24 protein-coding genes are annotated in these 26,857 nt (G+C 60.5%); 10 read left to right on the top strand and 14 right to left on the bottom strand.

Features of this window, described 5'->3' with window-relative positions; all coding sequences use genetic code 11:
* Positions 1 to 6: 6 nt before the first annotated feature.
* The 6 genes from ACA058_RS25715 to metG all read right to left on the bottom strand — a co-directional run bounded on the left by ACA058_RS25715 (position 7) and on the right by metG (position 6,135).
* Positions 7 to 594, bottom strand: a complete 588-nt coding sequence (locus ACA058_RS25715; protein WP_497636480.1) for an Rnf-Nqr domain containing protein — start codon at positions 592 to 594, stop codon at positions 7 to 9.
* On the bottom strand, positions 587 to 1,198 hold the full coding sequence (locus ACA058_RS25710; protein WP_497636479.1) for an RnfABCDGE type electron transport complex subunit G: 612 nt from the start codon (positions 1,196 to 1,198) through the stop codon (positions 587 to 589). The genes ACA058_RS25715 and ACA058_RS25710 overlap by 8 nt, the downstream gene beginning before the upstream one ends.
* The gene (locus ACA058_RS25705) at positions 1,195 to 2,181 is read right to left on the bottom strand and encodes an RnfABCDGE type electron transport complex subunit D (protein WP_497636478.1); all 987 of its coding nucleotides are present in this window, start codon (positions 2,179 to 2,181) and stop codon (positions 1,195 to 1,197) included. Before ACA058_RS25705 ends, ACA058_RS25710 begins: the two co-directional genes overlap by 4 nt.
* Positions 2,168 to 3,193 (bottom strand): electron transport complex subunit RsxB, encoded by a 1,026-nt coding sequence (rsxB, locus tag ACA058_RS25700; protein WP_497636477.1) that lies wholly within the window; start codon positions 3,191 to 3,193, stop codon positions 2,168 to 2,170. Before rsxB ends, ACA058_RS25705 begins: the two co-directional genes overlap by 14 nt.
* The gene (locus ACA058_RS25695) at positions 3,190 to 3,759 is read right to left on the bottom strand and encodes an Rnf-Nqr domain containing protein (RefSeq protein ID WP_497636476.1); all 570 of its coding nucleotides are present in this window, start codon (positions 3,757 to 3,759) and stop codon (positions 3,190 to 3,192) included. The genes rsxB and ACA058_RS25695 overlap by 4 nt, the downstream gene beginning before the upstream one ends.
* Before the next feature lie 324 nt (positions 3,760 to 4,083).
* On the bottom strand, positions 4,084 to 6,135 hold the full coding sequence (metG, locus tag ACA058_RS25690; protein WP_497636475.1) for a methionine--tRNA ligase: 2,052 nt from the start codon (positions 6,133 to 6,135) through the stop codon (positions 4,084 to 4,086).
* A 152-nt stretch (positions 6,136 to 6,287) separates the two neighbouring features.
* Between metG and apbC the strand changes: the two genes are divergently transcribed.
* Complete coding sequence (apbC, locus tag ACA058_RS25685; protein ID WP_008057550.1) at positions 6,288 to 7,382, top strand: iron-sulfur cluster carrier protein ApbC; 1,095 nt, start codon at positions 6,288 to 6,290, stop codon at positions 7,380 to 7,382.
* A 158-nt stretch (positions 7,383 to 7,540) separates the two neighbouring features.
* Here apbC and ACA058_RS25680 read toward each other — a convergent pair whose 3' ends face one another.
* On the bottom strand, positions 7,541 to 8,299 hold the full coding sequence (locus tag ACA058_RS25680; RefSeq protein WP_497636474.1) for an SDR family oxidoreductase: 759 nt from the start codon (positions 8,297 to 8,299) through the stop codon (positions 7,541 to 7,543).
* A gap of 164 nt (positions 8,300 to 8,463) precedes the next feature.
* Between ACA058_RS25680 and ACA058_RS25675 the strand changes: the two genes are divergently transcribed.
* The 4 genes from ACA058_RS25675 (at position 8,464) to groL (ending at position 11,976) form a co-directional block, all read left to right on the top strand.
* Complete coding sequence (locus ACA058_RS25675) at positions 8,464 to 9,195, top strand: HugZ family pyridoxamine 5'-phosphate oxidase (RefSeq protein WP_497636473.1); 732 nt, start codon at positions 8,464 to 8,466, stop codon at positions 9,193 to 9,195.
* 66 nt (positions 9,196 to 9,261) lie between these two features.
* On the top strand, positions 9,262 to 9,738 hold the full coding sequence (locus ACA058_RS25670) for an FxsA family protein (protein ID WP_497636472.1): 477 nt from the start codon (positions 9,262 to 9,264) through the stop codon (positions 9,736 to 9,738).
* A gap of 248 nt (positions 9,739 to 9,986) precedes the next feature.
* A complete protein-coding gene (locus ACA058_RS25665; RefSeq protein WP_020799908.1) occupies positions 9,987 to 10,280 on the top strand; it encodes a co-chaperone GroES in 294 nt (97 codons plus the stop codon).
* Positions 10,281 to 10,329: 49 nt separating this feature from the next.
* A complete protein-coding gene (gene groL / locus ACA058_RS25660) occupies positions 10,330 to 11,976 on the top strand; it encodes a chaperonin GroEL (RefSeq protein WP_497636471.1) in 1,647 nt (548 codons plus the stop codon).
* Between the two features lie 197 nt (positions 11,977 to 12,173).
* On the opposite strand, the gene ACA058_RS25655 is transcribed toward groL, so the two are convergent.
* Positions 12,174 to 12,917 (bottom strand): phosphatase PAP2 family protein, encoded by a 744-nt coding sequence (locus ACA058_RS25655; RefSeq protein WP_497636470.1) that lies wholly within the window; start codon positions 12,915 to 12,917, stop codon positions 12,174 to 12,176.
* A 219-nt stretch (positions 12,918 to 13,136) separates the two neighbouring features.
* Between ACA058_RS25655 and colR the strand changes: the two genes are divergently transcribed.
* From colR to ACA058_RS25630, 5 genes are all read left to right on the top strand, one after another.
* On the top strand, positions 13,137 to 13,820 hold the full coding sequence (gene colR, locus ACA058_RS25650; protein WP_497636469.1) for a two-component system response regulator ColR: 684 nt from the start codon (positions 13,137 to 13,139) through the stop codon (positions 13,818 to 13,820).
* Positions 13,810 to 15,093, top strand: coding sequence for a sensor histidine kinase (locus ACA058_RS25645; protein ID WP_497636468.1), 1,284 nt, complete (start codon positions 13,810 to 13,812; stop codon positions 15,091 to 15,093). The genes colR and ACA058_RS25645 overlap by 11 nt, the downstream gene beginning before the upstream one ends.
* 154 nt (positions 15,094 to 15,247) lie before the next feature.
* Entirely contained in the window at positions 15,248 to 15,916 is a 669-nt protein-coding gene (locus ACA058_RS25640) for a class I SAM-dependent methyltransferase (RefSeq protein WP_497640000.1), read from the top strand.
* Positions 15,917 to 15,919: 3 nt separating this feature from the next.
* Positions 15,920 to 16,633 (top strand): lipopolysaccharide kinase InaA family protein, encoded by a 714-nt coding sequence (locus ACA058_RS25635; protein WP_497636467.1) that lies wholly within the window; start codon positions 15,920 to 15,922, stop codon positions 16,631 to 16,633.
* A gap of 2 nt (positions 16,634 to 16,635) precedes the next feature.
* Positions 16,636 to 16,863, top strand: a complete 228-nt coding sequence (locus tag ACA058_RS25630) for a hypothetical protein (RefSeq protein ID WP_081504798.1) — start codon at positions 16,636 to 16,638, stop codon at positions 16,861 to 16,863.
* Between the two features lie 182 nt (positions 16,864 to 17,045).
* On the opposite strand, the gene ACA058_RS25625 is transcribed toward ACA058_RS25630, so the two are convergent.
* The 6 genes from ACA058_RS25625 to ACA058_RS25600 form a co-directional block, all read right to left on the bottom strand.
* Positions 17,046 to 20,072 carry a multidrug efflux RND transporter permease subunit gene (locus ACA058_RS25625; protein ID WP_497636466.1) on the bottom strand — a complete coding sequence of 1,009 codons (3,027 nt, stop codon included), beginning with the start codon at positions 20,070 to 20,072 and terminating at the stop codon, positions 17,046 to 17,048.
* A 14-nt stretch (positions 20,073 to 20,086) separates the two neighbouring features.
* Positions 20,087 to 21,235 (bottom strand): efflux RND transporter periplasmic adaptor subunit, encoded by a 1,149-nt coding sequence (locus tag ACA058_RS25620; protein ID WP_497636465.1) that lies wholly within the window; start codon positions 21,233 to 21,235, stop codon positions 20,087 to 20,089.
* A gap of 206 nt (positions 21,236 to 21,441) precedes the next feature.
* A complete protein-coding gene (locus tag ACA058_RS25615) occupies positions 21,442 to 22,539 on the bottom strand; it encodes a DUF1513 domain-containing protein (RefSeq protein ID WP_497636464.1) in 1,098 nt (365 codons plus the stop codon).
* 14 nt (positions 22,540 to 22,553) lie between these two features.
* Positions 22,554 to 23,618 carry an imelysin family protein gene (locus ACA058_RS25610; protein WP_497636463.1) on the bottom strand — a complete coding sequence of 355 codons (1,065 nt, stop codon included), beginning with the start codon at positions 23,616 to 23,618 and terminating at the stop codon, positions 22,554 to 22,556.
* A gap of 26 nt (positions 23,619 to 23,644) precedes the next feature.
* The gene (locus ACA058_RS25605) at positions 23,645 to 25,084 is read right to left on the bottom strand and encodes a di-heme oxidoreductase family protein (RefSeq protein ID WP_497636462.1); all 1,440 of its coding nucleotides are present in this window, start codon (positions 25,082 to 25,084) and stop codon (positions 23,645 to 23,647) included.
* A gap of 241 nt (positions 25,085 to 25,325) precedes the next feature.
* Positions 25,326 to 26,681, bottom strand: a complete 1,356-nt coding sequence (locus tag ACA058_RS25600; RefSeq protein WP_497636461.1) for an imelysin family protein — start codon at positions 26,679 to 26,681, stop codon at positions 25,326 to 25,328.
* Positions 26,682 to 26,857: the final 176 nt, after the last annotated feature.

Raw genomic sequence — 26,857 nt, 5'->3', positions numbered from 1 at the left:
AGGCGGTCAGTGTGAGGGTGGCCGGCGGTGCCATGCCTGCCAGGCGGCGATCAGCAATCCCAGCAGTATGAAGCCGCCAGGGGCCAGCGTGGCCAGTTGCAAGCCACCGTCAGCGGTCAGCACCCAGCCCTGCCAATCCGCGTGTGTCGCAGCCGCCAGCCACGATAGATGATTGCCGAGTGTCCCGTAGCCAATGAGTTCGCGCAGCAGGCCTAAGGCCACCATCGATGCGCCGAACAGGCCACAGAGGCGCCAACGTTCCTGCCAGGGGCTCTGGAAGAAATCACTGCGGTCCAGCACGACGCATTGCAAGGCGATCAAGCCGGCATAGATCCCGGCATGCTGATGCCATTGCAGCGACCAGACCTGTGCCCCAAGTTCTGCGCAACTGGTCAACGTTGCGGCAAGCAGCACGCTGGCCGGCAAATGGGTCGCCGGGAGGAGGCGCGAGCGCAAGACGTTCATGCAGAGGCCAAAAGCACTGGTCACCACCATGAACATCAACCACAGGCCCAGGGCATTGACCAGTGAGCCGGTGGCGCCAATCAGCGGCACGAGCATCAAGGTGTTCTGCAACCGCAACGATTTATTCATCTGCAGGGCTCCCAAGCAGTGAGTGCCGGTGCTCATCGAAATAGCGCAATGCCTCATGGGTGGCATGGATCACCGCTCTTGAGGTGATGGTCGCTCCCGCAATCTGGTCGAACTGTCCCTGGTCTTTTTTCAAGGCCCAAGCGTTGTCACCCGGATCGGTTCGCGACCTGCCGGAAAATGCGTCAAGCCAGGCATTGGGCCAGTCGGCGATGCGTGCGCCGAGCCCCGGGGTTTCCGTTTGCTTGAGGGTTTTGATCCCCAGCAGTCTGCCGTCGGTATCGATGGCGATCAGCAAATCGATGGCGCCCGCGTAGCCCAGGGTCTGGCTGCGCAGCAACACGGCACAGGCTCGGCCGGCCTTGGTCGCGCGGTAACCCGCCAGCAGCGTGCTGTTGCCCAGCGCGGTGTTTTCAAGGCCGAGCGGTTGTTCCAGCGGTTGGTTGTCGTAGCTGTCGGGCGGTAGCAGGTCCAGCAGGTTGCGACTGTCGATCAGGCGCTGCTCCGCCGCAATGCGTGGCGCGCTGGCGTGCTGCGCGAGATAGGTCAGGCCAGCCCCGAGGGCGGCCAGTAATGCGAGGATGGCGGCGCTCGACGCTCGGCTCATGGTGCGCTCCGCTCTTGCCTGGCTGCCACCAGCCGCTCCAGCGCCGGTACACAGAGGTTCATCAACAGCACGGCAAAGGCCACGCCGTCCGGGTAGCCGCCCCAGGTGCGAATAAGATAGGTCAGCAACCCCACGCCTGCACCAAACAGCAATCGCGCACCGGGGCTTTTGGCGCCGGACACCGGTTCAGTGACGATGAAGAATGCTCCCAGCATGCTGGCGCCGGTGAGCAGATGAAACAGCGGCGAACCATGGGAGTCTGAGCCCGAACCGTTCCAGCACAACAGGCTGATGACGAACAGGCTGGCGAGCATGCCGACCGGTGCATGCCAGCTGAACACGCGGCGTTGCAGCAAAAACGCGCCACCGGCTAGAAAGGCCAGGTTGACCCATTCCACGCCGCTGCCGCCGAACTGACCAAAGGCCGGATTCGCCGAGAACAGTTCGTCCATGGTCAGGCTTTTGTTGATCCGCAGGCTGTCCAGTGCCGTGGCCCGGACCCAGGCGTCCGGGCTGTGGCCGAAGCCGAACACTTGCTGCACACCACTCCACAGGTCCATGACGTGGGAGGTAGGCCAATGGGTCATTTGTTGTGGAAAGGTCACCATCACCAGGGCGAAACCGAGCATCGCCGGGTTGAACGGGTTGCTGCCGACCCCGCCATACAGGTGCTTGCCGAACACCATGGCAAGCGCGGCAGCACTGACCGTCAGCCACCAGGGACAATAGGGCGGCAAGGCCAGGGCCAGTAGCGTAGCACTGACCAGGGCGCTGCCGTCGCTCAAGGTGGGCTTGAGCGCGCGTTTGCGCAAACGCAGCACCGCCGCTTCAACGGCCAACGCACTGCTGCCTGCCAGCAACAGGTTGATCAACACCCCCCAGCCGTAGAACCAGAACAACGCCAACATCCCTGGCAGCGTCGCCAGCAGAACCAGTTTCATCGCCTGCTGCAGGCGCTCGTCGACCGATTCAAGGGGCGGCATGGGCATCCACCTGGCCTTCGGCTTCGCTCAGGGCTCGCTCCAGGGCTTCGATCTGCTCGGCGGGTGCTGCGCTGGCCTGGGCTTTCTTCAGTTCGGCGCGGCGCATGGCCAGCTGAACTTTTGCGCGTTTCAGCTCGGCGTCCTGCGCCGGAGCCGCGACGGGTGCCCTGGGAGCCGGCGGCGCAGTGCGCTCCAGTTGGGCCAAGGCTTGCTCGGCGGCTTCAAACTGCTGTTGCAAGACAATCAACTGCGATTGCTGTTCGAAGGTCGGTGGATGACCGAAGGCCTTGAGCGACTTGTTCAATTGCGCCCGGCTCATCGCCAGGTCGACCTTGGCTTTTTTCAGGGCCGCATCAGCATTCGCGGCCTTCTGCGCGCGGACGCGCTCCAGGGCCGCCTGTACCGGGTCGAGCGTCATGTGTGTGTGTGCTGGGCTGGGCTGGGCGGCCCGTTGCGCACGGGCCTCTCGCTCGGCAGTTTTTTGTTGTTCTTCACGCTGCAAGCGGGCGTTGCGCTGCTCGAAACGGCGCCGTGCATGATTGCGTTTGGCGGCGCGGGCCCGTTGCTCTTCCAGGCTGAAGGCCAGGCCACCGACAATCGGCAGCACGCTGCTCAAGGGCAGCGGATGCATTTCGATGCAGTCCACCGGGCATGGCGCCACGCAAAGGTCGCAACCGGTGCATTCGTCGATGATGACCGTGTGCATCAACTTGGCCGCGCCGACGATGGCATCCACCGGACAGGCCTGAATGCATTTCGTGCAACCAATGCACTCCGCTTCACGAATATAGGCAATCTGCGCCGGGGCCGAGCCGCGACTGACGTCCAGTTCCAGCACCGGCACGTGCAACAGTTCGGCCAGGGCGTTGATGGTTTCACTGCCGCCAGGCGGGCATTTGTTGATGGGCTCACCGCTGGCGATACCGGCGGCGTACGGCTTGCATCCGGGATGGCCACACTTGCCGCATTGGGTCTGCGGCAAGAGGGCGTCGATGCGTTGAATCAGACTCATGTTTTGATCAGTCCGCTGAATCCGAGAAAGGCCACTGCAATCAAACCGGCGCCGATCAGGTCGATCGGCAGGCCGCGAAAGGGCAGGGGCACATCGTTGTCGAGTATGCGCTGGCGCAGGTCATGGAACAGACTCAGTACCAGCCAGAAGCCCAGCCCGGCACCGAGGCTCAAGGCTGTGGCGTTAAGAAATCCTTTGTCCTCCCGAGCGTTGAGCAATGCCACGCCAAGCACCCCGGCATTGCACAGCAGCAACGGCCAGAGGCCTTCGAAGGACAGTGTCGAAAACACCCGTGCAAGCAGCTTCAACAACGGACCGATCAGCAGCGTACTCAATGGCAGAAACACGAACAGGTGCAGCGCCGTCAACTCCAGCGGTACCAGCAGCCATTGATAGAACGCATAGCCGAGCACCCCGGTGATCAGCATCAGCCCGGTCGTCGCGATGCCCAGGGCATGGACTTGGCGACGTTCGCTGCCCAGCAGCGGATCGACACCCAGCGGCCAGTGCAACACGAGGTTGTTGAGCAGGGCGGTGCTGATAAGCGTAAGCAGGGTTTCGGTCATGATCGTGCTTTGTGGCGAGGGGATTTATCCCCGTTCGGCTGCGAAGCAGTCGTAAATCCGAACAACTCGGTCTGTTTGAACGGACGCTGAGGGCCGCTTCGCGGCCCAATGGGGCGGTGCGACGTTTCGCTAAATCCCCTCACCACACATTTCTTGCTCGCCTTAAAATTGTCGTAAGTGAACAGCATTGCGGCAAGAACGGGGCTTTTCAACGCAGCGGTCTAAAAAGTTTAGGCATTATCCGGCAAGGACGGAGGGTGGGCCAGACATGAAAATCCCACAGTCGCGCCAGGCACGACTGTGGGATCGGTTTACCGCAGTGCCTTACTTGATCCGCTGACCAGGCTTGGCGCCGCTGTCAGGGCTGAGCAGGTAGATTTCTTCACCGCCAGGACCGGCCGCCATCACCATGCCTTCGGAGATCCCGAATTTCATTTTGCGCGGCTTGAGGTTGGCGATCATCATGGTCAGGCGACCATCGAGCTTGGACGGGTCCGGATAAGCGCTCTTGATCCCGGAGAATACGTTGCGCTGCTCGTCACCGATGTCCAGGGTCAGGCGCAACAGCTTGTCGGCGCCCTCCACGTGTTCGGCCTTGACGATCAGGGCGACGCGCAGGTCGACCGCCGCAAAGGTATCGAACTCGATCTCCGGCGACAGCGGATCCTTGGCCAGCTCGCCATTACCCGCCGGTGCGGCTTCGCCGGTGTCGGTCTGGCTGGCGGTCAGGTCTTCTTTCGAGGCGTCGGTCATGGCCTGCACTTTTACCGGGTCGATACGGGTCATCAGCGGCTTGAACTCGTTCAGCTGATGGTTGGCGAGCAAGGTCGCGTGGTCGTTCCAGGTCAGCGGCGCGACGTTGAGGAACGCCTCGGCATCGGCGGCCAGCAGCGGCAGCACCGGTTTGAGGAAGATCACCAGTTGACGGAACAGGTTGACGCCGGTGGCGCAGATGGCCTGGACTTCATCCTGCTTGCCTTCCTGTTTGTTCAGCGACCATGGTGCTTTGTCGGCGATCCAGGCGTTGGCACGGTCGGCCAGGCCCATGATCTCGCGCATGGCGCGGGCAAAGTCGCGGGCTTCATAGGCGTCGGCGATGCTTGGCGCGGCGGCCAGGAAAGCTTCGGTCAGCTCCGGCGCGGCGTTGGTCTCAACCATCACGCCGGCATTGCCCTTGTTGATGAACCCGGCGCAACGGCTGGCGATGTTGACGACTTTGCCGACCAGGTCGGAGTTGACCTTCTGTACGAAGTCTTCGAGGTTCAGGTCCAGGTCGTCGACGCCACGGCCCAGTTTGGCCGCGTAGTAGTAGCGCAGGTATTCCGGCGACAGGTGGTCCAGGTAGGTCCGGGCCTTGATGAAGGTGCCACGGGACTTGGACATTTTCTGGCCGTTGACGGTCAGGTAGCCGTGCACGTTGATGCCGGTTGGCTTGCGGTAACCCGCGCCTTCGAGCATCGCTGGCCAGAACAGGGCGTGGAAGTTGACGATGTCCTTGCCGATGAAGTGGTACAGCTCGGCGGTGGAGTCCTTGCCCCAGAACGCGTCGAAGTCCAACTCCGGCGTGCGGTCGCAGAGGTTCTTGAAGCTCGCCATGTAGCCGATCGGCGCGTCCAGCCACACGTAGAAGTACTTGCCCGGCTCGTCGGGGATTTCAAAACCGAAATAAGGCGCATCGCGGGAGATGTCCCACTGTTGCAGGCCGGCATCCAGCCACTCGGCGATTTTGTTGGCGACGGCGTCTTGCAGGGTGCCGCTGCGGGTCCAGGTTTGCAGCATTTCCTGGAAGTCCGGCAGCTTGAAGAAGAAGTGCTGGGAATCCTTGAGCACCGGGGTGGCGCCGGAAATCGCCGACTTTGGATCCTTCAGGTCGGTCGGTGCGTAGGTCGCGCCGCATTTTTCGCAGTTGTCGCCGTACTGGTCTTCGGTGCCGCATTTCGGGCAGGTGCCCTTGATGAAGCGGTCGGCCAGGAACATTTTCTTTTCCGGGTCGAAATACTGCGTGATCGACCGCGTGGCGATGTGCCCGGCGTCGCGCAGCTTCAGGTAGATCTGGCTCGACAGCTCACGGTTTTCTTCAGCGTGAGTGGAGTGGAAATTGTCGAAGTTCACCAGGAACTCGGCAAAGTCGGCGCTGTGTTCAGCCTGGACGTTGGCGATCAGTTGTTCCGGGGTGATGCCTTCCTTTTCCGCGCGCAGCATGATCGCCGAACCGTGGGCGTCGTCGGCGCAGACATAAATGCATTGGTTGCCGCGGTGCTTCTGGAAGCGCACCCACATATCGGTCTGGATGTATTCCAGCATATGGCCGAGGTGAATCGAACCATTGGCATAGGGCAGGGCGCTGGTGACGAGAATCTTGCGTGGCTCGGACATGGGGCTCGGCTACTTGATGAAACGGAGGTCGGCCACTATAAAGCGCCGGCAAAGATATTTCACCCCTGCAAATCGTTGCCGGGCATGCCGTCCGGAAGACAGAAGGGGTAGGATACCCACCATCTTTTCCCAGTCTTGTTTCGGAGTTGCCCATGAGCGCCGTCAATCGCGCAGCGGTGGAAGCCGTCCTTCGCCAATACACCGACCCCTATCTGAACCAGGATCCGGTCAGCGCCGGTTGCGTGCGCAACATCGAGATCCAGGGCGAGCGCGTCAGCGTGCAGCTGGAACTGGGTTATGCCGCCGGTTTGTTCAAGAGTGGATGGGCGCAGATGCTGCAAATGGCCATTGAAGGCCTTGACGGTGTCAGCGCTGCCCGCGTCGACATCACCAGTGTGATCGCCGCGCACAAGGCCCAGGCACAGATCCCGGGCCTGGCCAACGTCAAGAACGTCGTGGCCGTGGCATCCGGCAAGGGCGGCGTGGGCAAGTCCACCACCGCCGCCAACCTGGCCTTGGCCCTGGCCCGCGAAGGCGCCAAGGTCGGGATTCTCGATGCGGACATCTACGGTCCGAGCCAAGGCATCATGTTCGGCATCGCCGAAGGCACCCGGCCACAGATCAAGGATCAGAAATGGTTCGTACCGATCCAGTCCCATGGTGTCGAAGTGATGTCCATGGCGTTCCTCACCGACGACAACACGCCGATGGTCTGGCGCGGGCCGATGGTCTCCGGCGCATTGCTGCAACTGGTGACACAAACTGCGTGGGGCGACCTGGATTACCTGGTCATCGACATGCCGCCAGGCACCGGCGACATCCAGCTGACCCTGGCGCAGAAAGTCCCGGTGGCCGGCGCGGTGATCGTGACCACGCCACAGGACCTGGCACTGCTGGACGCACGCAAGGGCGTGGAGATGTTCCGCAAGGTCAACATCCCGGTGCTGGGCGTGGTGGAAAACATGGCCGTGCACATCTGCTCGAACTGCGGGCATGCCGAGCATCTGTTCGGTGAGGGCGGCGGTGTGAAGCTGGCCAATCAATATGGCGTCGAGCTGCTGGCTTCGTTGCCACTGGCGATGGCTATCCGCGAACAGGCCGATGGTGGCAAGCCGACTGTGATCGCCGAGCCGGACAGCCCGATTGCACTGGTTTACCAGGAACTGGCCCGCCATGTCGGCGCGCGGATCGTGTTGCAGGAAGCCGCCACGCCGGCGATGCCGAATATCACCATCAGCGACGATTGATCCGCTGAAGAAACGCGATCCAATTGTGGGCGAGCTGTGGCGAGGGGATTTATCCCCGTTGGACTGCGAAGCAGGCCCATTTTTTTGGGGCGGCTGCGCCACCCAACGGGGATAAATCCCCTCGCCACAGCCGCTCCCACATATGTTTTGTGCAGGCCCTAAATACGCAATCCGCCATCCATCTCCAGAATCCGACCGGTGTAGTAGTCGTTTTCGAAAATGTAGGCCGCCGAGTGAGCAATCTCTTCCGGTTTGCCCATGCGCTTGAGCGGAATTCCCGATGTTATCTTCTCCAGCGCTTCAGGTTTCATGCCCTGCGTCATTTCGGTTTCGATGAAGCCCGGTGCAATGCCGGCCACGCGAATACCGTAGCGCGCCAGTTCCTTGGCCCAGGTCACGGTTGCTGCCGCGACACCGGCCTTGGCGGCGGAGTAGTTGGTCTGGCCGACGTTGCCGGCGCGGGAAATCGACGAAATATTGATGATCGCGCCGCTGTTGTTGAGCTCGACCATTTTCGCCGCGACTTCACGGGTGCACAGAAATACGCCGGTCAGATTGACGTCGATGACCGCCTGCCACTGGGCCAGGCTCATCTTGGTCATCTCGCCGTCCTTGACCTTGAGCAGCAGGCCGTCGCGCAGGATCCCGGCGTTGTTGATCAGGCCATGGATCGCGCCGAAGTCGTCGGCGACCTGGGCGACCATGTGGGTCACTTGCTCTTCGTTGGCGACGTTGCATAGATAGGCTCGGGCTTCGACGCCCAAGGCCGTGCAGGCAGCGACGGTATCGTCGAGCTTTTCCTGGTTCAGGTCCACGAGCGCCAGCTTCGCGCCCCTGGCGGCGAAATACTCTGCCATGGAGCGGCCTAAACCCTGGCAACCGCCCGTGATAATGATTACTTTGTCAGTGAGTTGCATTCGTATGCCCCCGGTAACAGATCTGAGTGGATTCCTTTTAGAGAGTCTCTCGATCTGCGCCTGACATGGCCTGGCTGCACATGAGAACTGCCCCGATCGCGTACCGGGACTTTCCCGGGGCGCCCGTCCGTTTTTTCGACGGAATCTCTATAAGGAGTCATAAATTGAGCGTTGAAGCGGCCAAGAATGCCCGAGAATTGCTTCTCAAGGAATACCGTGGAGTGCTTTCGACGCATTCCAAGTCTATGCCAGGTTTCCCGTTTGGTTCTGTGGTGCCTTATTGCCTGGACGACGAGGGTCGACCGCTGATGTTGATCAGCCGCATCGCCCAACACACCCATAATCTGCAAAAAGACCCGAAATGCTCGCTTTTTGTAGGCGAGCGTGGGGCCGAAGACGTGCAAGCCGTTGGTCGCCTGACCTATCTGGCCGAGGCACAACAGCTTCAAGACGAGGAGGCCATCGAAGCGGCCGCCGAGCGTTATTACCGCTACTTCCCTGATTCGCAGAACTATCACAAGGCCCACGATTTCGATTTTTGGGTGCTCAAACCTGTACGCCATCGGTACATCGGCGGTTTTGGTGCGATTCACTGGGTCAACGATCTGATCCTGGCCAACCCCTTTGCGGGCAAGGCCGAGGTGAGCATGGTCGAACACATGAACGCCGATCACGCCAAGGCCATTGCCCATTACGTCGATCTGGCCGGTCTGCCGAAAACCTCGCCGGCGCAACTGGTCGGTATCGACAGCGAAGGTATGCACCTGCGCATCGGTCAAGGACTCTACTGGCTGCGATTCCAGGCGCCATGTAATACGCCGACACAAGTCCGCGAAGCCTTGGTTTCCCTGGCTCACGCCGAGCATTGGCCGAAAAATGCAGTGGCTGACGCTTGAATTCACGAAACGGCGACGTCATCTAAGGATTACTGGCAAGGCATTCTTGCGTTGAGGAACCATTTGATGCGCCCTTTTTTGTTGCTCTTTCTGCTGTTCCCGGTGTTGGAGCTGTTCGTATTCGTCAAGGTGGCAGGGGCTATCGGGTTTTTCCCGGCCCTGCTGCTGATCATTCTCGGCTCGATGTTCGGGGTTTTCGTGTTGCGCGTCGCCGGGCTGGCCACGGCGCTGCGTGCCCGCGAAAGCCTGAACCGTGGCGAGCTGCCCGCCCAGACCATGCTTGAAGGCCTGATGCTGGCATTGGCCGGTGGCCTGTTGATCCTTCCGGGTTTCATCAGCGACGTGATCGGCCTGATCATGCTGCTGCCGATCAGCCGTCGCCTGCTGGCCAATAAAATGCGCCAGCGTGCCGAGGAGCAAGCGATCCGCCAGCGTGCGTTCGCCGATGACCTTCAGTCCCGTGGCGGCCCTGCGCCACGCGAGCCACTGGGCCGCGAGCCTAACGTGATCGAAGGCGAGTTCGAACACCGCGATACCAAGTAACACCCCTATCGGCACGGCATCTTCGGGTGCCGTGTTCGTTTTCGGGAGATCGCCGTAAAAATTTTTCGATCCCCGCCCTTGTAATAAGCTTATGCGCCCTTATGTAACGGTCACCGCAAGGTTTCTGGTGATCACGCCAGACAGACTTCCGCGGTTCGCTCGACGAACCGCACCCGGCACCGCCGGACTTTGTTAAACCCGCCGGGACTACACCGGCCGATGAAAACCACAATTAGGAGAGATCGACAATGAAGCTTCGTCCTCTGCATGACCGCGTCGTCATCCGTCGCAGCGAAGAAGAAAAGAAAACCGCTGGCGGTATCGTCCTGCCAGGTTCGGCTGCTGAAAAAGCCAACAGCGGCGAAATCCTCGCTGTCGGCACCGGCCGCGTACTGGAAAACGGTGAAGTGCGTGCACTGTCCGTGAAAGTGGGCGACAAGGTTGTGTTCGGTCCTTACTCCGGCAGCAACACAGTGAAAGTCGACGGCGAAGACCTGCTGGTAATGAGCGAGAACGAAATCCTCGCTGTTGTCGAAGGCTGATTACCCGCTCATTTTCCCGTTACTACAAAGTATTTAAGGAATATCGATCATGGCTGCTAAAGAAGTTCTGTTTGGCGATTCCGCCCGCAAGAAAATGCTCAAAGGCGTCAACGTCCTGGCTGACGCGGTAAAAGCGACCCTGGGCCCGAAAGGCCGTAACGTGATCATCGAGAAGAGCTTCGGCGCTCCGACCATCACCAAGGACGGCGTTTCCGTAGCCAAAGAAATCGAACTGGAAGACCGTTTCGAAAACATGGGCGCGCAGCTGGTCAAAGACGTTGCCTCCCGTGCCAACGATGACGCAGGCGACGGCACCACCACCGCTACCGTTCTGGCTCAGTCGATCGTCAACGAAGGCCTCAAAGCCGTCGCTGCCGGCATGAACCCGATGGATCTGAAGCGCGGTATCGACAAAGCGACCATCGCCATTGTCAAAGAGCTGAAAAACCTGTCCAAGCCATGCGCTGACACCAAGGCAATCGCTCAGGTTGGCACCATCTCGGCCAACTCCGACAACTCCATCGGCGACATCATTGCCGAAGCCATGGAAAAAGTCGGTAAAGAAGGCGTGATCACCGTTGAAGAAGGCACTGGCCTGGAAAACGAACTGTCGGTTGTAGAAGGCATGCAGTTCGACCGTGGCTACCTGTCCCCGTACTTCGTCAACAAGCCGGAAACCATGGTTGCCGAGCTGGACAACCCGCTGGTTCTGCTGGTCGACAAAAAGATCTCGAACATCCGCGAAATGCTGCCAGTGCTGGAAGCCGTTGCCAAAGCCGGCCGTCCACTGCTGATCGTTTCCGAAGACGTTGAAGGCGAAGCCCTGGCGACTCTGGTCGTGAACAACATGCGTGGCATCGTTAAAGTCGCAGCCGTCAAGGCTCCAGGCTTCGGCGACCGCCGCAAGGCCATGCTGCAGGACATCGCCGTTCTGACCGGCGGTACCGTTATCTCCGAAGAAATCGGCCTGAGCCTGGAAGCAGCCACCCTGGAAAACCTGGGCAGCGCCAAGCGCGTGACCATCTCCAAGGAAAACACCATCATCGTTGACGGTGCTGGCGTTGCAGGCGACATCGAGTCCCGCATTGCTCAGATCCGTGCTCAGGTTGCCGAGACTTCCTCGGACTACGACCGTGAAAAACTGCAAGAGCGTCTGGCCAAGCTGTCCGGCGGCGTTGCAGTGATCAAGGTTGGTGCTGGTTCCGAAGTAGAAATGAAAGAAAAGAAAGCCCGCGTTGAAGACGCCCTGCACGCTACCCGTGCAGCCGTTGAAGAAGGCGTGGTACCTGGCGGTGGCGTTGCGCTGATCCGCGCTCTGCAAACCCTGAACGATCTGAAAGGCGACAACGCTGATCAGGACGTAGGTATCGCTGTTCTGCGCCGTGCCGTTGAAGCACCGCTGCGTCAGATCGCTGCCAACAGCGGTGACGAGCCAAGCGTTGTGGTCAACGAAGTCAAGAACGGCAAAGGTAACTTCGGTTACAACGCTGCGACTGGCGAATACGGCGACATGATCGAAATGGGTATCCTGGATCCGACCAAGGTCACCCGTTCCGCGCTGCAAGCTGCATCGTCGATTGGCGGTCTGATCCTGACCACCGAAGCTGCGGTAGCTGATGCACCGAAGAAAGACAGCGGTGCTGGCGGCGGCATGCCAGACATGGGCGGTATGGGCGGCATGGGCGGCATGATGTAAGCCAGCCTTACCCCTGTACTAAAAAACCCCGTCTGCGTAAGCAGGCGGGGTTTTTTTTACCTTCGGCATGGCTTTGACGCCAGACCGCAGCGCGGCCATCGCGGGCAAGCCTTGCTCCTACAGGTATGTGGTGTTACGCAGGCATTGTGTCCGACTCCGTTCCTGTAGGAGCAAGGCTTGCCCGCGATGGCGTCAGTTCAGGCGCTTACAGGTTCCCTCTCGACTACCCGCTCAGCTTTCAATGCTGGCCGATAAAGAATCCAGTAATACGCCCCCAGGCAAATCAGCCAGCAGAACACCGCCGTCCACACGTTGTGCGAAAAAAAGTGTGCCCCCTGCAGCATCCGACCGATGGAAAACACCATGCCCAGGGCAAAGGCGAAAACCAGCGCCGCACGTGCCATGCGTGGACGGCGATCACGCAACACGAAGAACAGCGCAAACAGGGTGAATCCGGTCGCGGCGTGACCGCCAGGCCAGCAACGACCCGGTTTTTCCGTGGCCGGACGCGGGCTCAACAATTCACTGTAGGTCTCGTGACCGCCGAATTGCTCAAGGCTCCACGGGCATTGCACCGCTGTTACCGCTTTCATCGGGGTGACGAAGGAAGTCGCCAGCCCCAGGGACAGCACCAGGCAGCCCAATTCCCGCTTGAACGGCTTGAGCCGGGTCATGAAGAACGAACTGACAAAACCGAGGATAGCCAGCACCGAGAAGGCGATGACCACTTGCTTGGCCCGGTCATGCAGGACGGTTTCCAGGAAATAACTGTGCCGCCCGATGAAATCCCCGGCGACCGGGTCGTAGAACAACCTGGCCAGGTCCATGTCCAGGGTCGTCAGTTCGAGCAATACCAGAATGATTGCTGCAACGGCGGGAACACCCAGGCACACCCAGAAGTTGAGCGGGCGAGAAGCGGGGCGTGCAGAGATCGAAACCATGGCAAATCCTTGGTCAGTGAAGTGTTCTTGAATACGCAGCCGCGCGGAGTCTGCGCTCGATCCTGTCGTCAACCTGTGAACCGATAGTGAAAAAAACGTTGAGGCTCGAGCCGGCCATTTCGCCAAACTGACGACTGCACACAACCCTGGCCCTGAGTCACACTTGGCCTTAAGCTGCGCGGGCCAAGACGGCCGTTACTGTGTACGGAGGAGGTGCCCATGCGAATTTTATTGGTTGAAGACAACCGCGATATCCTGGCCAATCTTGCCGATTACCTGGGACTCAAGGGCTATACCGTGGATTGCGCACAGGACGGTTTGTCGGGCCTGCATCTGGCGGCCACTGAGCATTATGACTTGATCGTGCTCGATATCATGCTGCCCGGCATCGACGGTTACACCCTGTGCAAACGCCTGCGCGAAGATGCGCGGCGCGACACACCGGTGATCATGCTCACCGCTCGCGATCAACTGGACGACCGGCTGCAGGGCTTCAAGTCCGGTGCCGACGATTACCTGGTCAAACCCTTTGCCTTGTCTGAGCTGGCGGCGCGGGTCGAAGCAGTGATGCGTCGCACCCAAGGGGGCGGTCGCCGAACCTTGCAGGTCGGCGACTTGAGTTATGACCTCGACACGCTGGAAGTCACCCGCGAAGGCCGATTGCTCAAACTCAACCCGGTGGGCCTGAAGTTGCTGGCGGTACTGATGCAGAAAAGCCCGCATGTATTGCGCCGCGAAATTCTCGAAGAGGCCCTGTGGGGTGATGACTGCCCGGACAGCGACAGCCTGCGCAGCCACATCCATCAATTGCGCCAGGTGATCGACAAGCCGTTCGCCAAACCGCTGCTGCAAACCGTGCACGGTGTGGGTTACCGCCTGGCCGAGGGGCGTGATGGAGTTTAAACAGAGCCTTGCTCAACGGATCATCATTGCCTTTGCGCTGATGAGCGCACTGGTGGCGGGCGCCTTTGCCATGGGCATCGTCGCCACTGTGCACCTGGTGGAAGAAAAACTGATCTCGGCGGGCCTGGGCGGCGATTTGCAGCGCCTGTTGCTGATGGACAAAGTCTCGGACTGGAGCCATCGCCCGGAACCGGACCAGTTGTTCTATTTCAGCGGCGGGCCGGGTGATTTCGAGTTGCCCAAGGATTTGCGGCACCTGGATTCGGGGTTTCACGAGGTCTTTCGCGAGCAGCTGTCGTACCACGCGATGGTCGAGATCGTCGATGGCCGGCGGTATGTGCTGTTGCAGGACCAGAGTGACTTCGAAGAACGCGAGCGGGTGCTGTTTGCCGTGGTGCTGGTGGGGTTCGTGCTGAGTCTGGCGCTGGCGGTGTTCCTCGGCTGGGTGCTGGCACGCAAGGTGATGGCGCCGGTGGTAAGGCTGGCGCGCCAGGTCCGTCATCGCGATCAGTTGCTGGGGCTGGCACCGCCACTGGCGCCGGATTATGCGGCCGATGAAGTGGGTGAGCTGGCCGTGGCCTTCGACGCTACCCTCGGCCGTTTGCGCCAGGCGCTGACCCGCGAGCGCATGTTCACCAGTGACGTCAGCCATGAACTGCGTACACCCTTGATGGTGCTGGCCAGTTCCTGCGAGTTGCTGTTGGAAAACCCCGGCATCGATCAGCGCGGCCGTGCCCAGGTCGAGCGAATTGCCCGCGCCAGTGAAGAGATGCGCGAGTTGGTACAGACCTTCCTGATGCTGGCCCGCACCCAGCGCGAAGACGCCGGCATGTCTGCGCAGCAGACGTTGGGCGAAGTAGCCGATGGGCTGATCAGCCTGTGGCGCGAGCCGATCGAGGCCAAAGGTCTCAAGCTGATCGTCGACTGGGGAAGCCCACACAATACCCGTTACAACGCGACGCTTCTGCATGCGGTCATGGGCAACCTGCTGCGTAACGCGGTGCATTACACCGACCGGGGGTTTATCCGACTGAGCCTGATGCCCATGGGGTTCGTGGTCGAGGACAGTGGCGTAGGCATTCCCGAGGAAAAACGCGAAGCGATGTTCGAACCTTTCGTGCGAGGTAACGAGAAACGCGGAGAGGGCCTCGGGCTTGGGCTATCGTTAGTACAACGGATCTGTGAAAACCAGGGCTGGAGCGTCAGCCTGACGACCATGGAACCCAATGGCTGTCGTTTTCAGGTTCAGTTCAATACGTCAAATGTGAGTTGATCGGCCGGTAGAGAGCTGATCGAGATCGTCACTTGTAAAACTTCGAAACGATTCGAGGTTTCCCAATACAAATTTTTCACAATCAGATGACCTGACACTGACACATCGCTACCTAAGGTGGTCGGTATCAGAAGCTCAGGAGACATTGAAGATGGTGGATGGCCCGATCAAACTGGATTTTTCCAAAAAGTACGACGATCAACACGCCCAACGTTACCTGCGCAAGCATAAGGATGGCGTTGGCCGCCGCTTGTCCCACTGGCGCGATGAGCAAATGGCGCGCAAGGCGCTGACATTGGTCGGCGAACCGGGCCTGGTCCTCGATCTGCCCTGCGGCGCGGGGCGTTTCTGGCCGTTGCTGGCGGAAAAACCCAACCGCGTGATCATCGGTGCCGACAATTCCGAGTCCATGATCAAGATCGCTACACAGTCGCAACCGGCTGAAGTGGTGAAACGGGTACAACCCTTGCAGACGTCTGCGTTCGACATCGCCTTGCCGGATAACGCCGTCGACAGTATTTTCTGCATGCGTTTGCTCCACCACATCGGTGAAGCCGAGCATCGACTGGCGATCTTGCGCGAATTCGAGCGCGTCAGCCGTGACAGCGTCATCCTCTCGCTGTGGGTCGACGGTAACTTCAAAGCCTGGAAACGCAAGCGCGCGGAGAGAACCCGTGGGCAGGAAGGTTACCAAAATCGATTTGTATTACCGGCGGCTACCGTAGAAAAAGAATTTGAGCAGGCAGGTTTCCGTATTCAGGAACGTATCGACTTTTTGCCGCTCTATGCCATGTGGCGAGTTTATGTATTACGCAAGAGGTAACAGATGGCAGAGCAGGGTGCAGCAGGATCGGAGGTCGCTTCCCAGGACCGATTCGATTACTTCTGGAATCAGCGCGGAGAATGGGTGGAAGAGCCCAACGTCCGGCGCGGTGGTGAGAGTGGCGTGCAGCGCCTCATGGGCAGTGATGGACAACTGCTTTACGTAAAACGTCAGACCGGTCATATCCATCGTGGTCTTTTGCACCCTTTCGGACGGCCGACGGTGCTGCGCGAGCGTGATGCACTCACCGGCCTGCGCCTGCTCGGTGTGCGAGTTCCGGAAATCGTTTTCTGCGCTGCGCAACGCGATCCCGTGCACAAATGGCGCGCATTGCTGGTGACCAAGTCCCTGGACGGCTTCGAGGAAATCGAACATTGGTACGCCGGTGGCGGGCGCGAGCGCCATGGTGAGGCTGTGCACGATCGCGTGCTCAAGGACCTGGCCGAGAATCTGGCACGAATGCACAAGGGGCGTTGGCAACACAGCTGCATCTATATCAAGCACGTATTCGTTCGCGTCACCGGTGAGGGCGAGGCTGCCAAAGTCGAGGTCGCCTTGATCGATCTGGAGAAATGCCGGCAGCGATTGAGCGCTCGGCAGGCGGCTGCCCATGACATGAAGCAGCTGCGCCGCCACTCGTCATTCAGCGCGACAGACTGGAAGAAACTCGTCTATTTTTATGAGACGGCGTTTGGCAGCGCTATCAAAGGTTTATAGAAATGAAACTTGAAGTTGCGCGAGGTTTGTTTCTGGTAGGAGCCTTGGCAGTTGCTTCACTCGCGGTGGCGGCATGGGAGCAGCCCCGCACGCAAGTCCTCAGTTCAGTACACAGTGACGCGCACTGTCCGTTGCCACGGGTTGCCAAGGCATCGGTGGCGACTCAACCCGATCATGATTTGTTGCTGTTCATGTTCGGACTTTCTCAAGGATTGAGGCCGCAAAGTTGAACAGATTGAAGCCCAAATAAAAGGCCTCGCTGATGCGAGGCCTTTTTTGTGTGCGCCCAGCAGTGATCGTTCCCACGCTCTGCGTGGGAATGCCTCAACGGACGCTCTGCGTTCGGCTTTGGATGGGACGCGGAGCGTCCCGGGCTGCATTCCCACGCAGAGCGTGGGAACGATCAGCAGCACTAGGGTTTATCGGGTTTTGCCAGCAGCGTGTACACGCACGGCAACACAAACAGGGTAAACAACGTACCAATCGACATCCCCGTGGCGATGACCGTACCGATATCGAACCGGCTCACCGCTCCCGCCCCCGTGGCGATGATCAATGGCACCATGCCGAACACCATTGCCGCCGTTGTCATCAACACCGGACGCAGACGAATGGCCGCGGCTTCCTCCACCGCCTCGCGGGGCGTCAGGCCCTTGTCCTTGCGCAGCTGGTTGGCGAATTCGACGATCAGGATCCCGTGCTTGCTGATCAGACCGATCAACGTCACCAACCCGACCTGGGTATAGATGTTCATGCTCGACCAGCCGAGGAACAGCGGCAGCAAGGCGCCGCAGATCGACAGCGGGACGGTCACCAGGATCACCAGCGGGTCGCGGAAGCTTTCAAACTGGGCAGCCAATACCAGGAAAATGATCGCCAATGCCAGGGCGAAGGTCACCCACAGCGCACTGCCTTCCTGAACGTATTGCCGCGATGCACCGGCATAGTCGAAGGCAAAGCCCGCCGGCGCTTCTTCCCGGGCGATCTGACGCACGGCGTCGATGGCTTCACCCATGCTGACCAGCGGCACCCCGGACAGGATCGCCGAGTTGAGTTGCTGGAACTGGTTCAGTTGCCGAGGGCGCGCCCGGTCGGTCATGGTGATCAGGGTCGAGAGGGCAAGCAGTTCGCCCTGGGTGTTCTTGACGTAGTAATTGTTCAGCCAGTCAGGGTTATCACGGAAGGGCCGCTCGACTTGGGCAATGACTTTGTAACTGCGGCCATCAACGGTGAAACGGTTGATTTCCGCCTCACCCAGCAACGTCGCCAGCGTCCCGCCCAGGTCCTGCATCGACACGCCCATCTGGGCAGCCTTGGCACGATCGATATCCACCACCACTTCAGGCTTGTCGAAGGCCAGGTCGACGTCGACGAAGGCGAATTTGCCCGATTCCATCGCGCGTTTTTTCACCCGGTCGACCACTTGCAGCAGCAACTCGTAATCGTTGGCGGTATTGATGACGAACTGGAACGGCAGACCCTCGCCCGTACCCGGCAGGGAAGGCAGGTTGAAGCCGAAAACCTGCAACCCTGAAATGCTCTCCAGCTTGGCCTGAACCTCGGGCAGGATCTCCATCTGCGTCCGGCTGCGGTCGTTCCAGGGCTTGAGCAGGAAACCGCCGATTCCCGATTGCACACCGTTGAAGCCGTTGATCTGGAACGACGAGTAGTACTCGGGAAATGCCTTGAAGATCGTGATGAACTCGTCGGTGTAGGTGTTCAAGTAGTTGAGGTTCGTCGGTTGCGGAGCGTTGGCCAGCATGAAAATGATGCCTTGGTCCTCATCCGGTGCCAGTTCCGACTTGGTGAACTTGAGCAGCACGGGAATCAGGCACAGCACGATCACCGCGAACACCAGCACCACCGGCCGGGTGTTGAGGGTGCCGTGGAGCATAGTCTGGTAACGGCGCTTGAGGCTTTCGAAAATCATGTCCAGGCGATGGGCCAGGCCAGTGGGGTTTTCATCGTGACGCAGCAGCAGGGCGCACATCATCGGCGACAGGGTCAGGGCGACGATGCCGGAAATCACCACCGCACCGGCCAGGGTCAGGGCGAACTCCTTGAACAACGCCCCCGTAAGGCCCGTCAGGAAGCCTATCGGCGCATACACCGCCGCCAGGGTGATGGTCATCGAGACCACCGGCATGGCAATCTCCCGGGCGCCCTCGATGGCGGCGTCCAGCGGTGTCTTGCCTTCCTCGATGTGTCGGTGGATGTTTTCCACCACCACGATGGCGTCGTCCACCACCAGGCCGATGGCCAACACCATCGCCAGCAGGGTCAGCAGGTTCAAGGAGTAACCCATCATCTGCATGAAAAACATCACGCCGATCATGGACAGCGGAATGGTGACTACCGGGATCACCACCGAGCGCAATGCACCGAGGAACAGGAACACCACGACGATCACGATCAGCACCGCTTCGAACAGGGTCTTGATCACTTCGTTGATCGAGGCCTGGATGAACAGTGTGGCGTCGTAGGCAATTTCCGCCTCGAGGTTGGGGGGCAACTGGGCCTCCAGCTCCGGCATGATCTTGCGCACTTCCTTAATCACGTCCAACGGGTTGGCCGCGGGCGTGGCCTTGATGCCGATGTACACCGAGGGCGTTCCGCCGAACGAGCTGATGGTGTCGTAGTTCTCCGCCCCCATCTCGACCCGCGCGACATCGCGTAGCAGCACGCGACTGTCACCGTCGACCTTGAGCGGGATCGCGGCGAAGGCTTCGGCTGATTTGAGTTCGGTGTTGGCGTTGATGCTGGTGACCACGTACTCGCCTTTCACTTCGCCAGCGGCGGAAAGGAAGTTGTACTGGCGCACCGCGTTGGTCACGTCGCTGGCACTCAGGCCGAAACCGGCCAGCTTCACCGGGTCCAGCCACAGGCGCATGGCGAAGACCTGGTTGCCGAGAATCTCGGCTTCGGCCATGCCCGGCAGGGTCGCCAGTTTCGGCTGGATGACTCGCGACAGGTAGTCGGTAATCTGCGGGTTGCTCAGTTCCTTGCTGAAGAAACTGATGTACATCAGCGCCGAGGCATCGGCGGCTTCCTTGCTCAGCACCGGGTCTTCGGCATCCTGGGGCAGCTGGTTCTTGACCTCGTTGGCCTTGGCCAGCAGCTCGGTGAACAAGCGGTCGCTGTTGGCGCCGATGCGCGCGTAAATCGATATCACCGAGAAATTCTGGCGACTGACCGAGGTCATGTAGTCGATACCCTCGGCGCTGGCCAGGCTCTGTTGCAATGGTTGGGTGATGTAGCCCTGGATGGTTTCGGCGTTGGCCCCGGGGTACGCGGTGGTGACCGTGATCAGGGCATTTTCCATTTGCGGGTATTGGCGCAGCGGCAACTTGCTCCAGGCCTGGAACCCCAGCAGCACAATCAACAGGCTGACCACGGTGGCGAGCACCGGGCGACGGATGAACGGGTCGGTAAAAGCCATTGGGGGTTCCTTGATCAGTCAGCGCGTGGCTGACTGTTCTTCTCGGCCAGGGTCTTGTCGTCGCTGATGGCGATGTGCGCACCGTTGTCCAGTTTGATCTGGCCGGCCGTGACCACTTTTTCGCCGTTGCGCACGCCTTTGGTGATCACCACCTGCCCGTCGCGGCGTTCACCGGTTTCAATGAACCGCCGTTCAGCGATCAGGATCGGTTGGCCCTTGTCATCTTTTTCGAGGCTGCCGTCTTCGGCCTTTTTCTCTGCGACTACATAAAGGGAGTTGCCATAGAGCGTGTAGGTGATCGCGCTTTCCGGCACGACGATGCTCGGTCGGGGGTCGGGCAACATGACCTGCAGGCTGGCGAACATGCCTGGCAGCAGCTTGCCATCGGGGTTGGCCAGGGTCGCGCGAACCTGCATGTTGCGCGTGCTGTTCTCCAGTTTCGGATTGATCGCACTGATGGTGCCCGGGAAGGTCTGGGACGGATAGGCTGCGACGATGATTTCAACCAACTGGCCGATGGCGATCTTCGGCACCGACTGCTCGGGCACGAAAAAGTCGACGTAGAGGCTGCTGAGGTCTTGCAGGGTGGCAATCATGGTGCCACTGGCCAAATAGTCGCCAACGTCCACCTGACGAATGCCGATGGTCCCGCTGAAGGGGGCGACGATGCTTTTTTTGCCGAGCGCAGCCTTGAGTTGATTGACCGTGGCCTTGCTCTTTTTCTGTACCGCCGACAGTCGATCGAACTCGCCTTTGGAAATGGCCTGGCTGCCCACCAGCTGGCTACCGCGACCGTAATCGAGTTGGGCCAGCCCGAGGTCGGCCATGGCGGTTTCGAGCAAGGCGCTTTCCACGGCGCTGTCCAGGCGCAGCAGTGGTTGACCGGCTTTGACTTTCTGCCCGGACTCGAACTGCAAATCGACGACCGTGCCGTCGGTCTCCAGGCTCAGGTCTACGCCTTGCAGCGCCTTGAGCGTGCCGACTGTGGGCAGGCGGGCTTGCCATGGCCGTTCGGTGGCCGTGGCCACGGCGACGCTGATCGGCGGCTTGGGCGCGGAGAAGCCTTGAACCATCGTGTAGATGGAGAAGGCTTTATACCCGGCCAGCACCAGCACGATCAGTAGAACAACACCCAACATGATCAGCATGCGGCGACGCAGCATATTTCCAGTTCCTTGGAGAAAATCAGGTGAGACAGTGGGGCACATTACCGCGAGTGGGAAGGGGAATCCAACTGGCACTTCTCACAGGCAGACGCAGACCTGTAGGAGCAAAGCTTGCTCGCGATAGCGGCGGCACATCCAACATCGTAGTGGCTGATGCACCGCCATCGCGAGCAAGCTTTGCTCCTACAAAGAGCAGGGCTGAGTCAGATCAGATGCAGATGGTTGTCCCAGAGCCCCGCAGGCAGTTCCAGCGGTTTGGCGATCAAATTTGTCTGGCGGCAATCGTAGTACCGGCAGCGCCCCTGGCCCGAGGTTACGACGAATCCGTCGGCCACCGCGCCCACCCCGGCGCAATCGGGCAGTGGCGCGTCCAGCCGCACTTCGCCGCTGTCCAGGTCCCAGATGAAAAAGCGGTTGCCCCGAGGCGCGGTCAACGCGACCAGGCGCAAGTCACTGTGCACCGCAACGCTGGCGGTGTAATGCCCCATGGCCTGCAATTGATGCTCAGGCACCGGGAACGCCACGAACGGCTGGCCGGGACGCTTGATCGCCAGCAACTCCGAGTGCTCGTGAGCCGCCCCCATGAATTGCTGGCCGGCGACGATGGTGCCATCGCTGGCAATGCCCAGGTGACGCACGCTGTTCATCTGCTGGTCGAGGGTTTCCTTGCTCAGCAGGGTGCCGTCGCGCTGCATCAGGACCAGGCTCGGCTCCATGGCATTGAGGTTCATCTCGACCCGGCTTTCGGCTTCAGTGCGGATGCCGCCGTTAGCCACCACCAGGGTTTCGCCATCGGGCATCCACGACACTTGATGCGGGCCGATGCCGTGGGTGGAAATCTCGCCGCTGTGTGCCAACCGTTCGCCTTCGAACTTATACACACCGAGCAGGCCGCGACCCGGATCGGTGGTGTCGTTTTCGGTGGCGTACAGCCAGTCTCCGCTGTGGTGAATCACCGCATGACCGTAGAAGTGCCGGTTCGGCTGCGACGTCACGGTTTGCAGCAGCGTGCCGTCACGCAGGTCGATCAGGTAGCTCTCGGTGCCCGGACGCCGGGCAACGAACAGCGCGATCGGCAGCGCAGGGTGGTTGATGATGTCATGGCAGCGCTGGCCGACCTGGGTGGCAAACACCCGGGTGCCGTCCAGCCGGTAACCGACGGCGTAGTGCTTGCCGTCGGTATCGTCCCGCGCCGAGAGCAGCAGCGGGCTTTTATCCTTGTGCCTGGATAGCGTCCAGCCGCCCAGTGTCACCGCACCCAGCAGCAAACTCCCTAACTTCAGAGCCTGGCGTCGCAGCATGGAACTCGCCCTCATCAGTCACCGTCGTTGGCGTTGAAGCCCAGTTGGATGCCCAGCGCCTTGGCCAGCTCGCCTTCGTGCAGGCGGTGGACGACGTTGAGGCTGTCGTAGATATCATTGAGTTGCTGGCGACCGGCGTCGTCGTTGAGCATTTCGGTCAACGAGCGCTGGCTGCTGGCGAACAGTTTCAACGAGGCGGCATAGGCCGCGTCGATCTTGTCGGCCAATGGCTTCTGCTCGCTCGGCAACAGGCCACGCAGGCCTTTGTTGTCGACACCTTCCCACACGGTTTTGGCGGCGGCGAGGCTGGCTTCGATACTGGTCAGGGACGACTGGCTGCGCCAGGCATTGGCCTGGAAAGGCTGCGGCACGCCTTTGCTCTGGCGGCCCATCGGTGTGCCGAGCTTCTTCTTCAAGGTATCGAGGGCGGTGACCTGCACGCGCAGCAGATCGGCGATCGCTTCGTGGGAGTCGGCGTAACGCTGGTTCGGGAACTTGCTCATCTGCGCGAGCATGCCGTCGGTGTTGTTCCAGCTTTTGAGAATCTCTTCGGCCAGCTGTTTCTGACGCTCGCCAATGGCGATCAGCAGCGGGCAGTACTTGGCCTTCTGCTCGGCGTTGGCAACATCAGGCTTGCTGTCGAACAGGATGTATTCGTAGGCCGACAGGCCTTGAACCACCACACTGGATTTGGCCAGTGCCGCGGCATCGATTTGCGGTTGCGCGGTGACCAGTTGTTCGACCTGACGACCGACCAGGTTCTTCTTGTCCGGCCAGAATTGCACCTGCCAGGCACGGTTGCCCTCGGCCAGTGGACCAATCAGCAGTGGTTGCAGCTGGGCCCAGGCTTTTTGCGCGTGCAGGAAGTCGGCGCGGGCGGTTTCGAGGTTTTCCTTGCCTTCGCAGTAGGCGAGGGCGCTGACGGCCAACTGGCGGTCTGCTTCAACCCAGCGGGTGTAGGTCGGCAGAATCACTGACTTGGCGATCGCTGCCGAGGTGACGGCTTGCGGGTCCTGCGGCGAACAGGCGCCCAGGGCTAGCGCGGCAAGGCTGGTGAACAACAATTTGGGACGGAACATGTCGGGCTCCCGCTGGAAGATGCGTATTAAAGGGAATTCAAAAACGCCAGCAACGCAGCGCGCTGCTCGGCATTGAAAGACAAAACCTGTTGCTGCGCCGCTTTTGCCTCGCCACCATGCCAGAGCACGGCTTCGAGCAGATTGCGGGCGCGGCCGTCATGCAGGAACTGGGTGTGGCCACTGACCGCCTGCGTCAGGCCGATGCCCCACAACGGCGGGGTACGCCAGTCGCGGCCACCGGCCTGGAATTCAGTGCGGTTGTCGGCCAGGCCGTCGCCCATGTCATGCAGCAGCAGATCGGTGTACGGGCGAATCACTTGATTGGCCAATTCAGGTTCGGCGGCGTTGGCGGCGGTGGTGTACTTGGGTGTGTGACAAGATTGGCAGCCGGCCTGGTAGAACAGGTTCTTGCCGGCCAGCACTTCAGGTGCGCCGACATCGCGACGCGCCGGTACGGCGAGGTTGCGGGTGTAGAACAACACCAGACGCAGAATATTGTCGCTGACTTCCGGCTCGCCATCGGGGCCGTTGCCACTCGGTGCCTGCTTGCAGGCCGTTTGCGCGTCGCTGCAGTCGTCAAAGGGTCTCAGGCGGGTCGTGAGGCCCATATCACCGGAAAACGCGTGGACATTTTGTTGATTGAGGTTCGGTTGCCCGGCTTTCCAGCCAAATCGCCCGAGCACGGTTTTCTGCTGCACGTCATCCCAGACCCGGTTGGGGCGTCCGGCGATGCCGTTGTTGGACTTCGCATGGGCATGGGCCTGAGCTTGGGCGTTGGCCAGGATCGCCTCCTCCGGGATGGCCTCCAGCAAGCCCAGGCCAATCATCGGCGGCGCCACCCGTGCCGAGAATCGCGTGTCGGGGTGCATCGGGCCGTAGTTCAGTTGGGTGATGTTCAGGCTCGGTTTGCGCAGCTCGACTTCGGTGCCGTCCTTGAAACGAATCGACACCGCCGTGTAGTCGACCCGCACCTTGCCTTCCGGCGTGACACCGGGCACGGCCATGTCCTGGAACTGCCCGCCATAGACGGGCTCCGGTACGACACCTTGTTGCTCGATAACCTTGGCGTAGGCCGGGGCGTCGGGAATCGACAGGCGTATCAGCATCGACACGGCATTCGACGCATCGGCGGGCGGCGGGTGACCGCGCCCGTCCTTGATATGGCAGCCCTGGCAGGCATTGGTATTGAACAGCGGGCCGAGGCCGTCGCGGGCGGTGGTGGTCGACGGAGCGATCACCCAGGGGTTGCGAAAGAAACTGTTGCCGACGCTGAAGTCCACGCGCCGCGACGGCGGCAGGTTGGCGGAGGGCAGCGAAAACGCGTTCTGATCGGTCTTGCGTACGGTCGTGCTGCCACCGGAGCGGGCTTCACCGGGTTCGGCCTGGGTGAACTTCGGGGCGTCATCGCAGGCACTCAGGCCCAGGGCCAGCAACAGTGCGGACAAGCGAAGAGGCAGCGAGGGCATCAGACATCCTGCAAGACGGGCAAAACAAGGGCGCAAAGTCTAACAGGGCAGGGGGTTTTGAATAAGAGGAATTATCGTTTACTTGGACTGATCGTTCCCACGCTCTGCGTGGGAATGCCTCAACGGACGCTCCGCGTTCGGCTTTTGATTTGGGACGCGGAGCGTCCCGGGCTGCATTCCCACGCGGAGCGTGGGAATGATCGGCGACCCGAAGGTCGCCTTTTCATTCAGTCAGCGTTGATCAGAATTCGTGATCAGCGTTGTCCGGGTTCAGGTCGCTGATACCCAGTTTGCCAGCGGCGGCTTCGATCGAACCGGTCTGCTTGACCAAGGAGGCGATGGCGTCACGGACGATCTGGTTGCCGGCGGTGTTGCCGGCAGCGATCAGTTGGTCGTAGTGCTCACCCTTGTTGGCGTGGTCGACGATGACCTGCATCTTGGCTTCGGTGGCGGCCAGGTCGGCTTTGACCGCGGTGTCTGCAGCCGGGTCGGCCTTGGCCACCAGGGACGACAGGCTGGCGCCGGTCATTTTGCTGCCGTCGACGCGGGTGTATTCGCCCAGGTACACGTTACGCACGCCTTTGGCATCGTAGAACTGTGAGTTGTGGGTGTTGTCGCTGAAGCAGTCGTGTTCGTCTTCCGGGGAGTTGGCTTCCAGGGAAACCTTCATGCGCTCGCCCGCCAATTCGCCAAGGGACAGGCTGCCCATGCCGAACAGCATTTTACGCAGGCCGCTTTCAGCAGGTTCCGCTTCCAGGGTGGCGCGGTAGTTGTCGGCCACGTTCGGCTTCCAGTTACCGACCATTTCTTCCAGGTCGCTGACCAGCAGTTGAGTCACTGATTTCAGGTAGGCGCGGCGACGATCGTTGTGACCGCCGGTGGCGCCTTTGCCTTCCAGGTAGTCGGAAGCTGGACGGTTGCCGGCGCCAGGGCCGGTGCCGTTCAGGTCCTGGCCCCAGAGCAGGAATTCGATGGCGTGGTAGCCAGTGGCGACGTTGGCCTCGGAACCGCCCAGCTCGTTCAGGCTGGCGAGTTTTTCCGCAGTGATGTCCTTCACGTCGACTTTGTCTTCGCCGACCTGGATTTCAGTATTGGCGATGATGTTGGCCGTGGCGCCAGGGTTACCCAGTGCGTGCTCGTAGGATTTGTCGACATAGTCGATCAGGCCTTCGTCCAGTGGCCAGGCGTTCACCTGACCCTCCCAGTCGTCGATGATGGTGTTGCCAAAGCGGAACACTTCGCTCTGCAGGTAAGGAACGCGAGCAGCGATCCAGGCGGCCTTGGCGGCTTTCAAGGTGTCGGCGTTCGGCTTGGCGAGGAAGGCGTCGACGGCGGTTTGCAGGGTTTTCGCGGTAGATTCGGCATCGCTGTAAACAGCGAAAACAATGTCGGCATAATGCGCGACAACGGCTTTGGCAGCAGCTTCGTCGACCTTGCTGGCAGCGGCAGGTGCAGCGGCTGGAGCGGCCGGGGCTGCGGCAGTGCTGGCCGCCGGCGCAGGAGCGGCAGCTTTTTCCTTGTCTTTGCCTTCACCGCAACCGGCGAGGGAAATGGCGATGGCCAACAGACTGGCGGTAGCCAGAGGCATACGAATCATGGCGAACATCCTGCTTCGAGAGGGGGGTATAACGCGTCCAGCGCGCAAAACTGCCACATAATGCAAATCTTTCGCATTATGTGTAAAGGGTTGTGGTTGGAAATATTTCTTATTCAAACTGTAGGAGCGAGCCTGCTCGCGATGGTCGTCAACGATAACGCTGGGAGCCTGACGCC

The organism is Pseudomonas sp. LBUM1649 (genome assembly GCF_059716155.1).
The sequence above is the reverse complement of the archived record's forward strand: the minus strand, read 5'-3'. Positions and strand labels throughout refer to the sequence as shown.

Bases quoted from the DNA above. Each gene is read 5' to 3' on its own strand.
- ACA058_RS25715 (WP_497636480.1), bottom strand. From the start codon at position 594: ATGAATAAATCGTTGCGGTTGCAGAACACCTTGATGCTCGTGCCGCTG.
- ACA058_RS25710 (WP_497636479.1), bottom strand. From the start codon at position 1,198: ATGAGCCGAGCGTCGAGCGCCGCCATCCTCGCATTACTGGCCGCCCTC.
- ACA058_RS25705 (WP_497636478.1), bottom strand. From the start codon at position 2,181: ATGCCGCCCCTTGAATCGGTCGACGAGCGCCTGCAGCAGGCGATGAAA.
- rsxB (WP_497636477.1), bottom strand. From the start codon at position 3,193: ATGAGTCTGATTCAACGCATCGACGCCCTCTTGCCGCAGACCCAATGC.
- ACA058_RS25695 (WP_497636476.1), bottom strand. From the start codon at position 3,759: ATGACCGAAACCCTGCTTACGCTTATCAGCACCGCCCTGCTCAACAAC.
- metG (WP_497636475.1), bottom strand. From the start codon at position 6,135: ATGTCCGAGCCACGCAAGATTCTCGTCACCAGCGCCCTGCCCTATGCC.
- apbC (WP_008057550.1), top strand. From the start codon at position 6,288: ATGAGCGCCGTCAATCGCGCAGCGGTGGAAGCCGTCCTTCGCCAATAC.
- ACA058_RS25680 (WP_497636474.1), bottom strand. From the start codon at position 8,299: ATGCAACTCACTGACAAAGTAATCATTATCACGGGCGGTTGCCAGGGT.
- ACA058_RS25670 (WP_497636472.1), top strand. From the start codon at position 9,262: ATGCGCCCTTTTTTGTTGCTCTTTCTGCTGTTCCCGGTGTTGGAGCTG.
- ACA058_RS25665 (WP_020799908.1), top strand. From the start codon at position 9,987: ATGAAGCTTCGTCCTCTGCATGACCGCGTCGTCATCCGTCGCAGCGAA.
- groL (WP_497636471.1), top strand. From the start codon at position 10,330: ATGGCTGCTAAAGAAGTTCTGTTTGGCGATTCCGCCCGCAAGAAAATG.
- ACA058_RS25655 (WP_497636470.1), bottom strand. From the start codon at position 12,917: ATGGTTTCGATCTCTGCACGCCCCGCTTCTCGCCCGCTCAACTTCTGG.
- colR (WP_497636469.1), top strand. From the start codon at position 13,137: ATGCGAATTTTATTGGTTGAAGACAACCGCGATATCCTGGCCAATCTT.
- ACA058_RS25645 (WP_497636468.1), top strand. From the start codon at position 13,810: ATGGAGTTTAAACAGAGCCTTGCTCAACGGATCATCATTGCCTTTGCG.
- ACA058_RS25635 (WP_497636467.1), top strand. From the start codon at position 15,920: ATGGCAGAGCAGGGTGCAGCAGGATCGGAGGTCGCTTCCCAGGACCGA.
- ACA058_RS25630 (WP_081504798.1), top strand. From the start codon at position 16,636: ATGAAACTTGAAGTTGCGCGAGGTTTGTTTCTGGTAGGAGCCTTGGCA.
- ACA058_RS25625 (WP_497636466.1), bottom strand. From the start codon at position 20,072: ATGGCTTTTACCGACCCGTTCATCCGTCGCCCGGTGCTCGCCACCGTG.
- ACA058_RS25620 (WP_497636465.1), bottom strand. From the start codon at position 21,235: ATGCTGCGTCGCCGCATGCTGATCATGTTGGGTGTTGTTCTACTGATC.
- ACA058_RS25615 (WP_497636464.1), bottom strand. From the start codon at position 22,539: ATGCTGCGACGCCAGGCTCTGAAGTTAGGGAGTTTGCTGCTGGGTGCG.
- ACA058_RS25610 (WP_497636463.1), bottom strand. From the start codon at position 23,618: ATGTTCCGTCCCAAATTGTTGTTCACCAGCCTTGCCGCGCTAGCCCTG.
- ACA058_RS25605 (WP_497636462.1), bottom strand. From the start codon at position 25,084: ATGCCCTCGCTGCCTCTTCGCTTGTCCGCACTGTTGCTGGCCCTGGGC.
- ACA058_RS25600 (WP_497636461.1), bottom strand. From the start codon at position 26,681: ATGATTCGTATGCCTCTGGCTACCGCCAGTCTGTTGGCCATCGCCATT.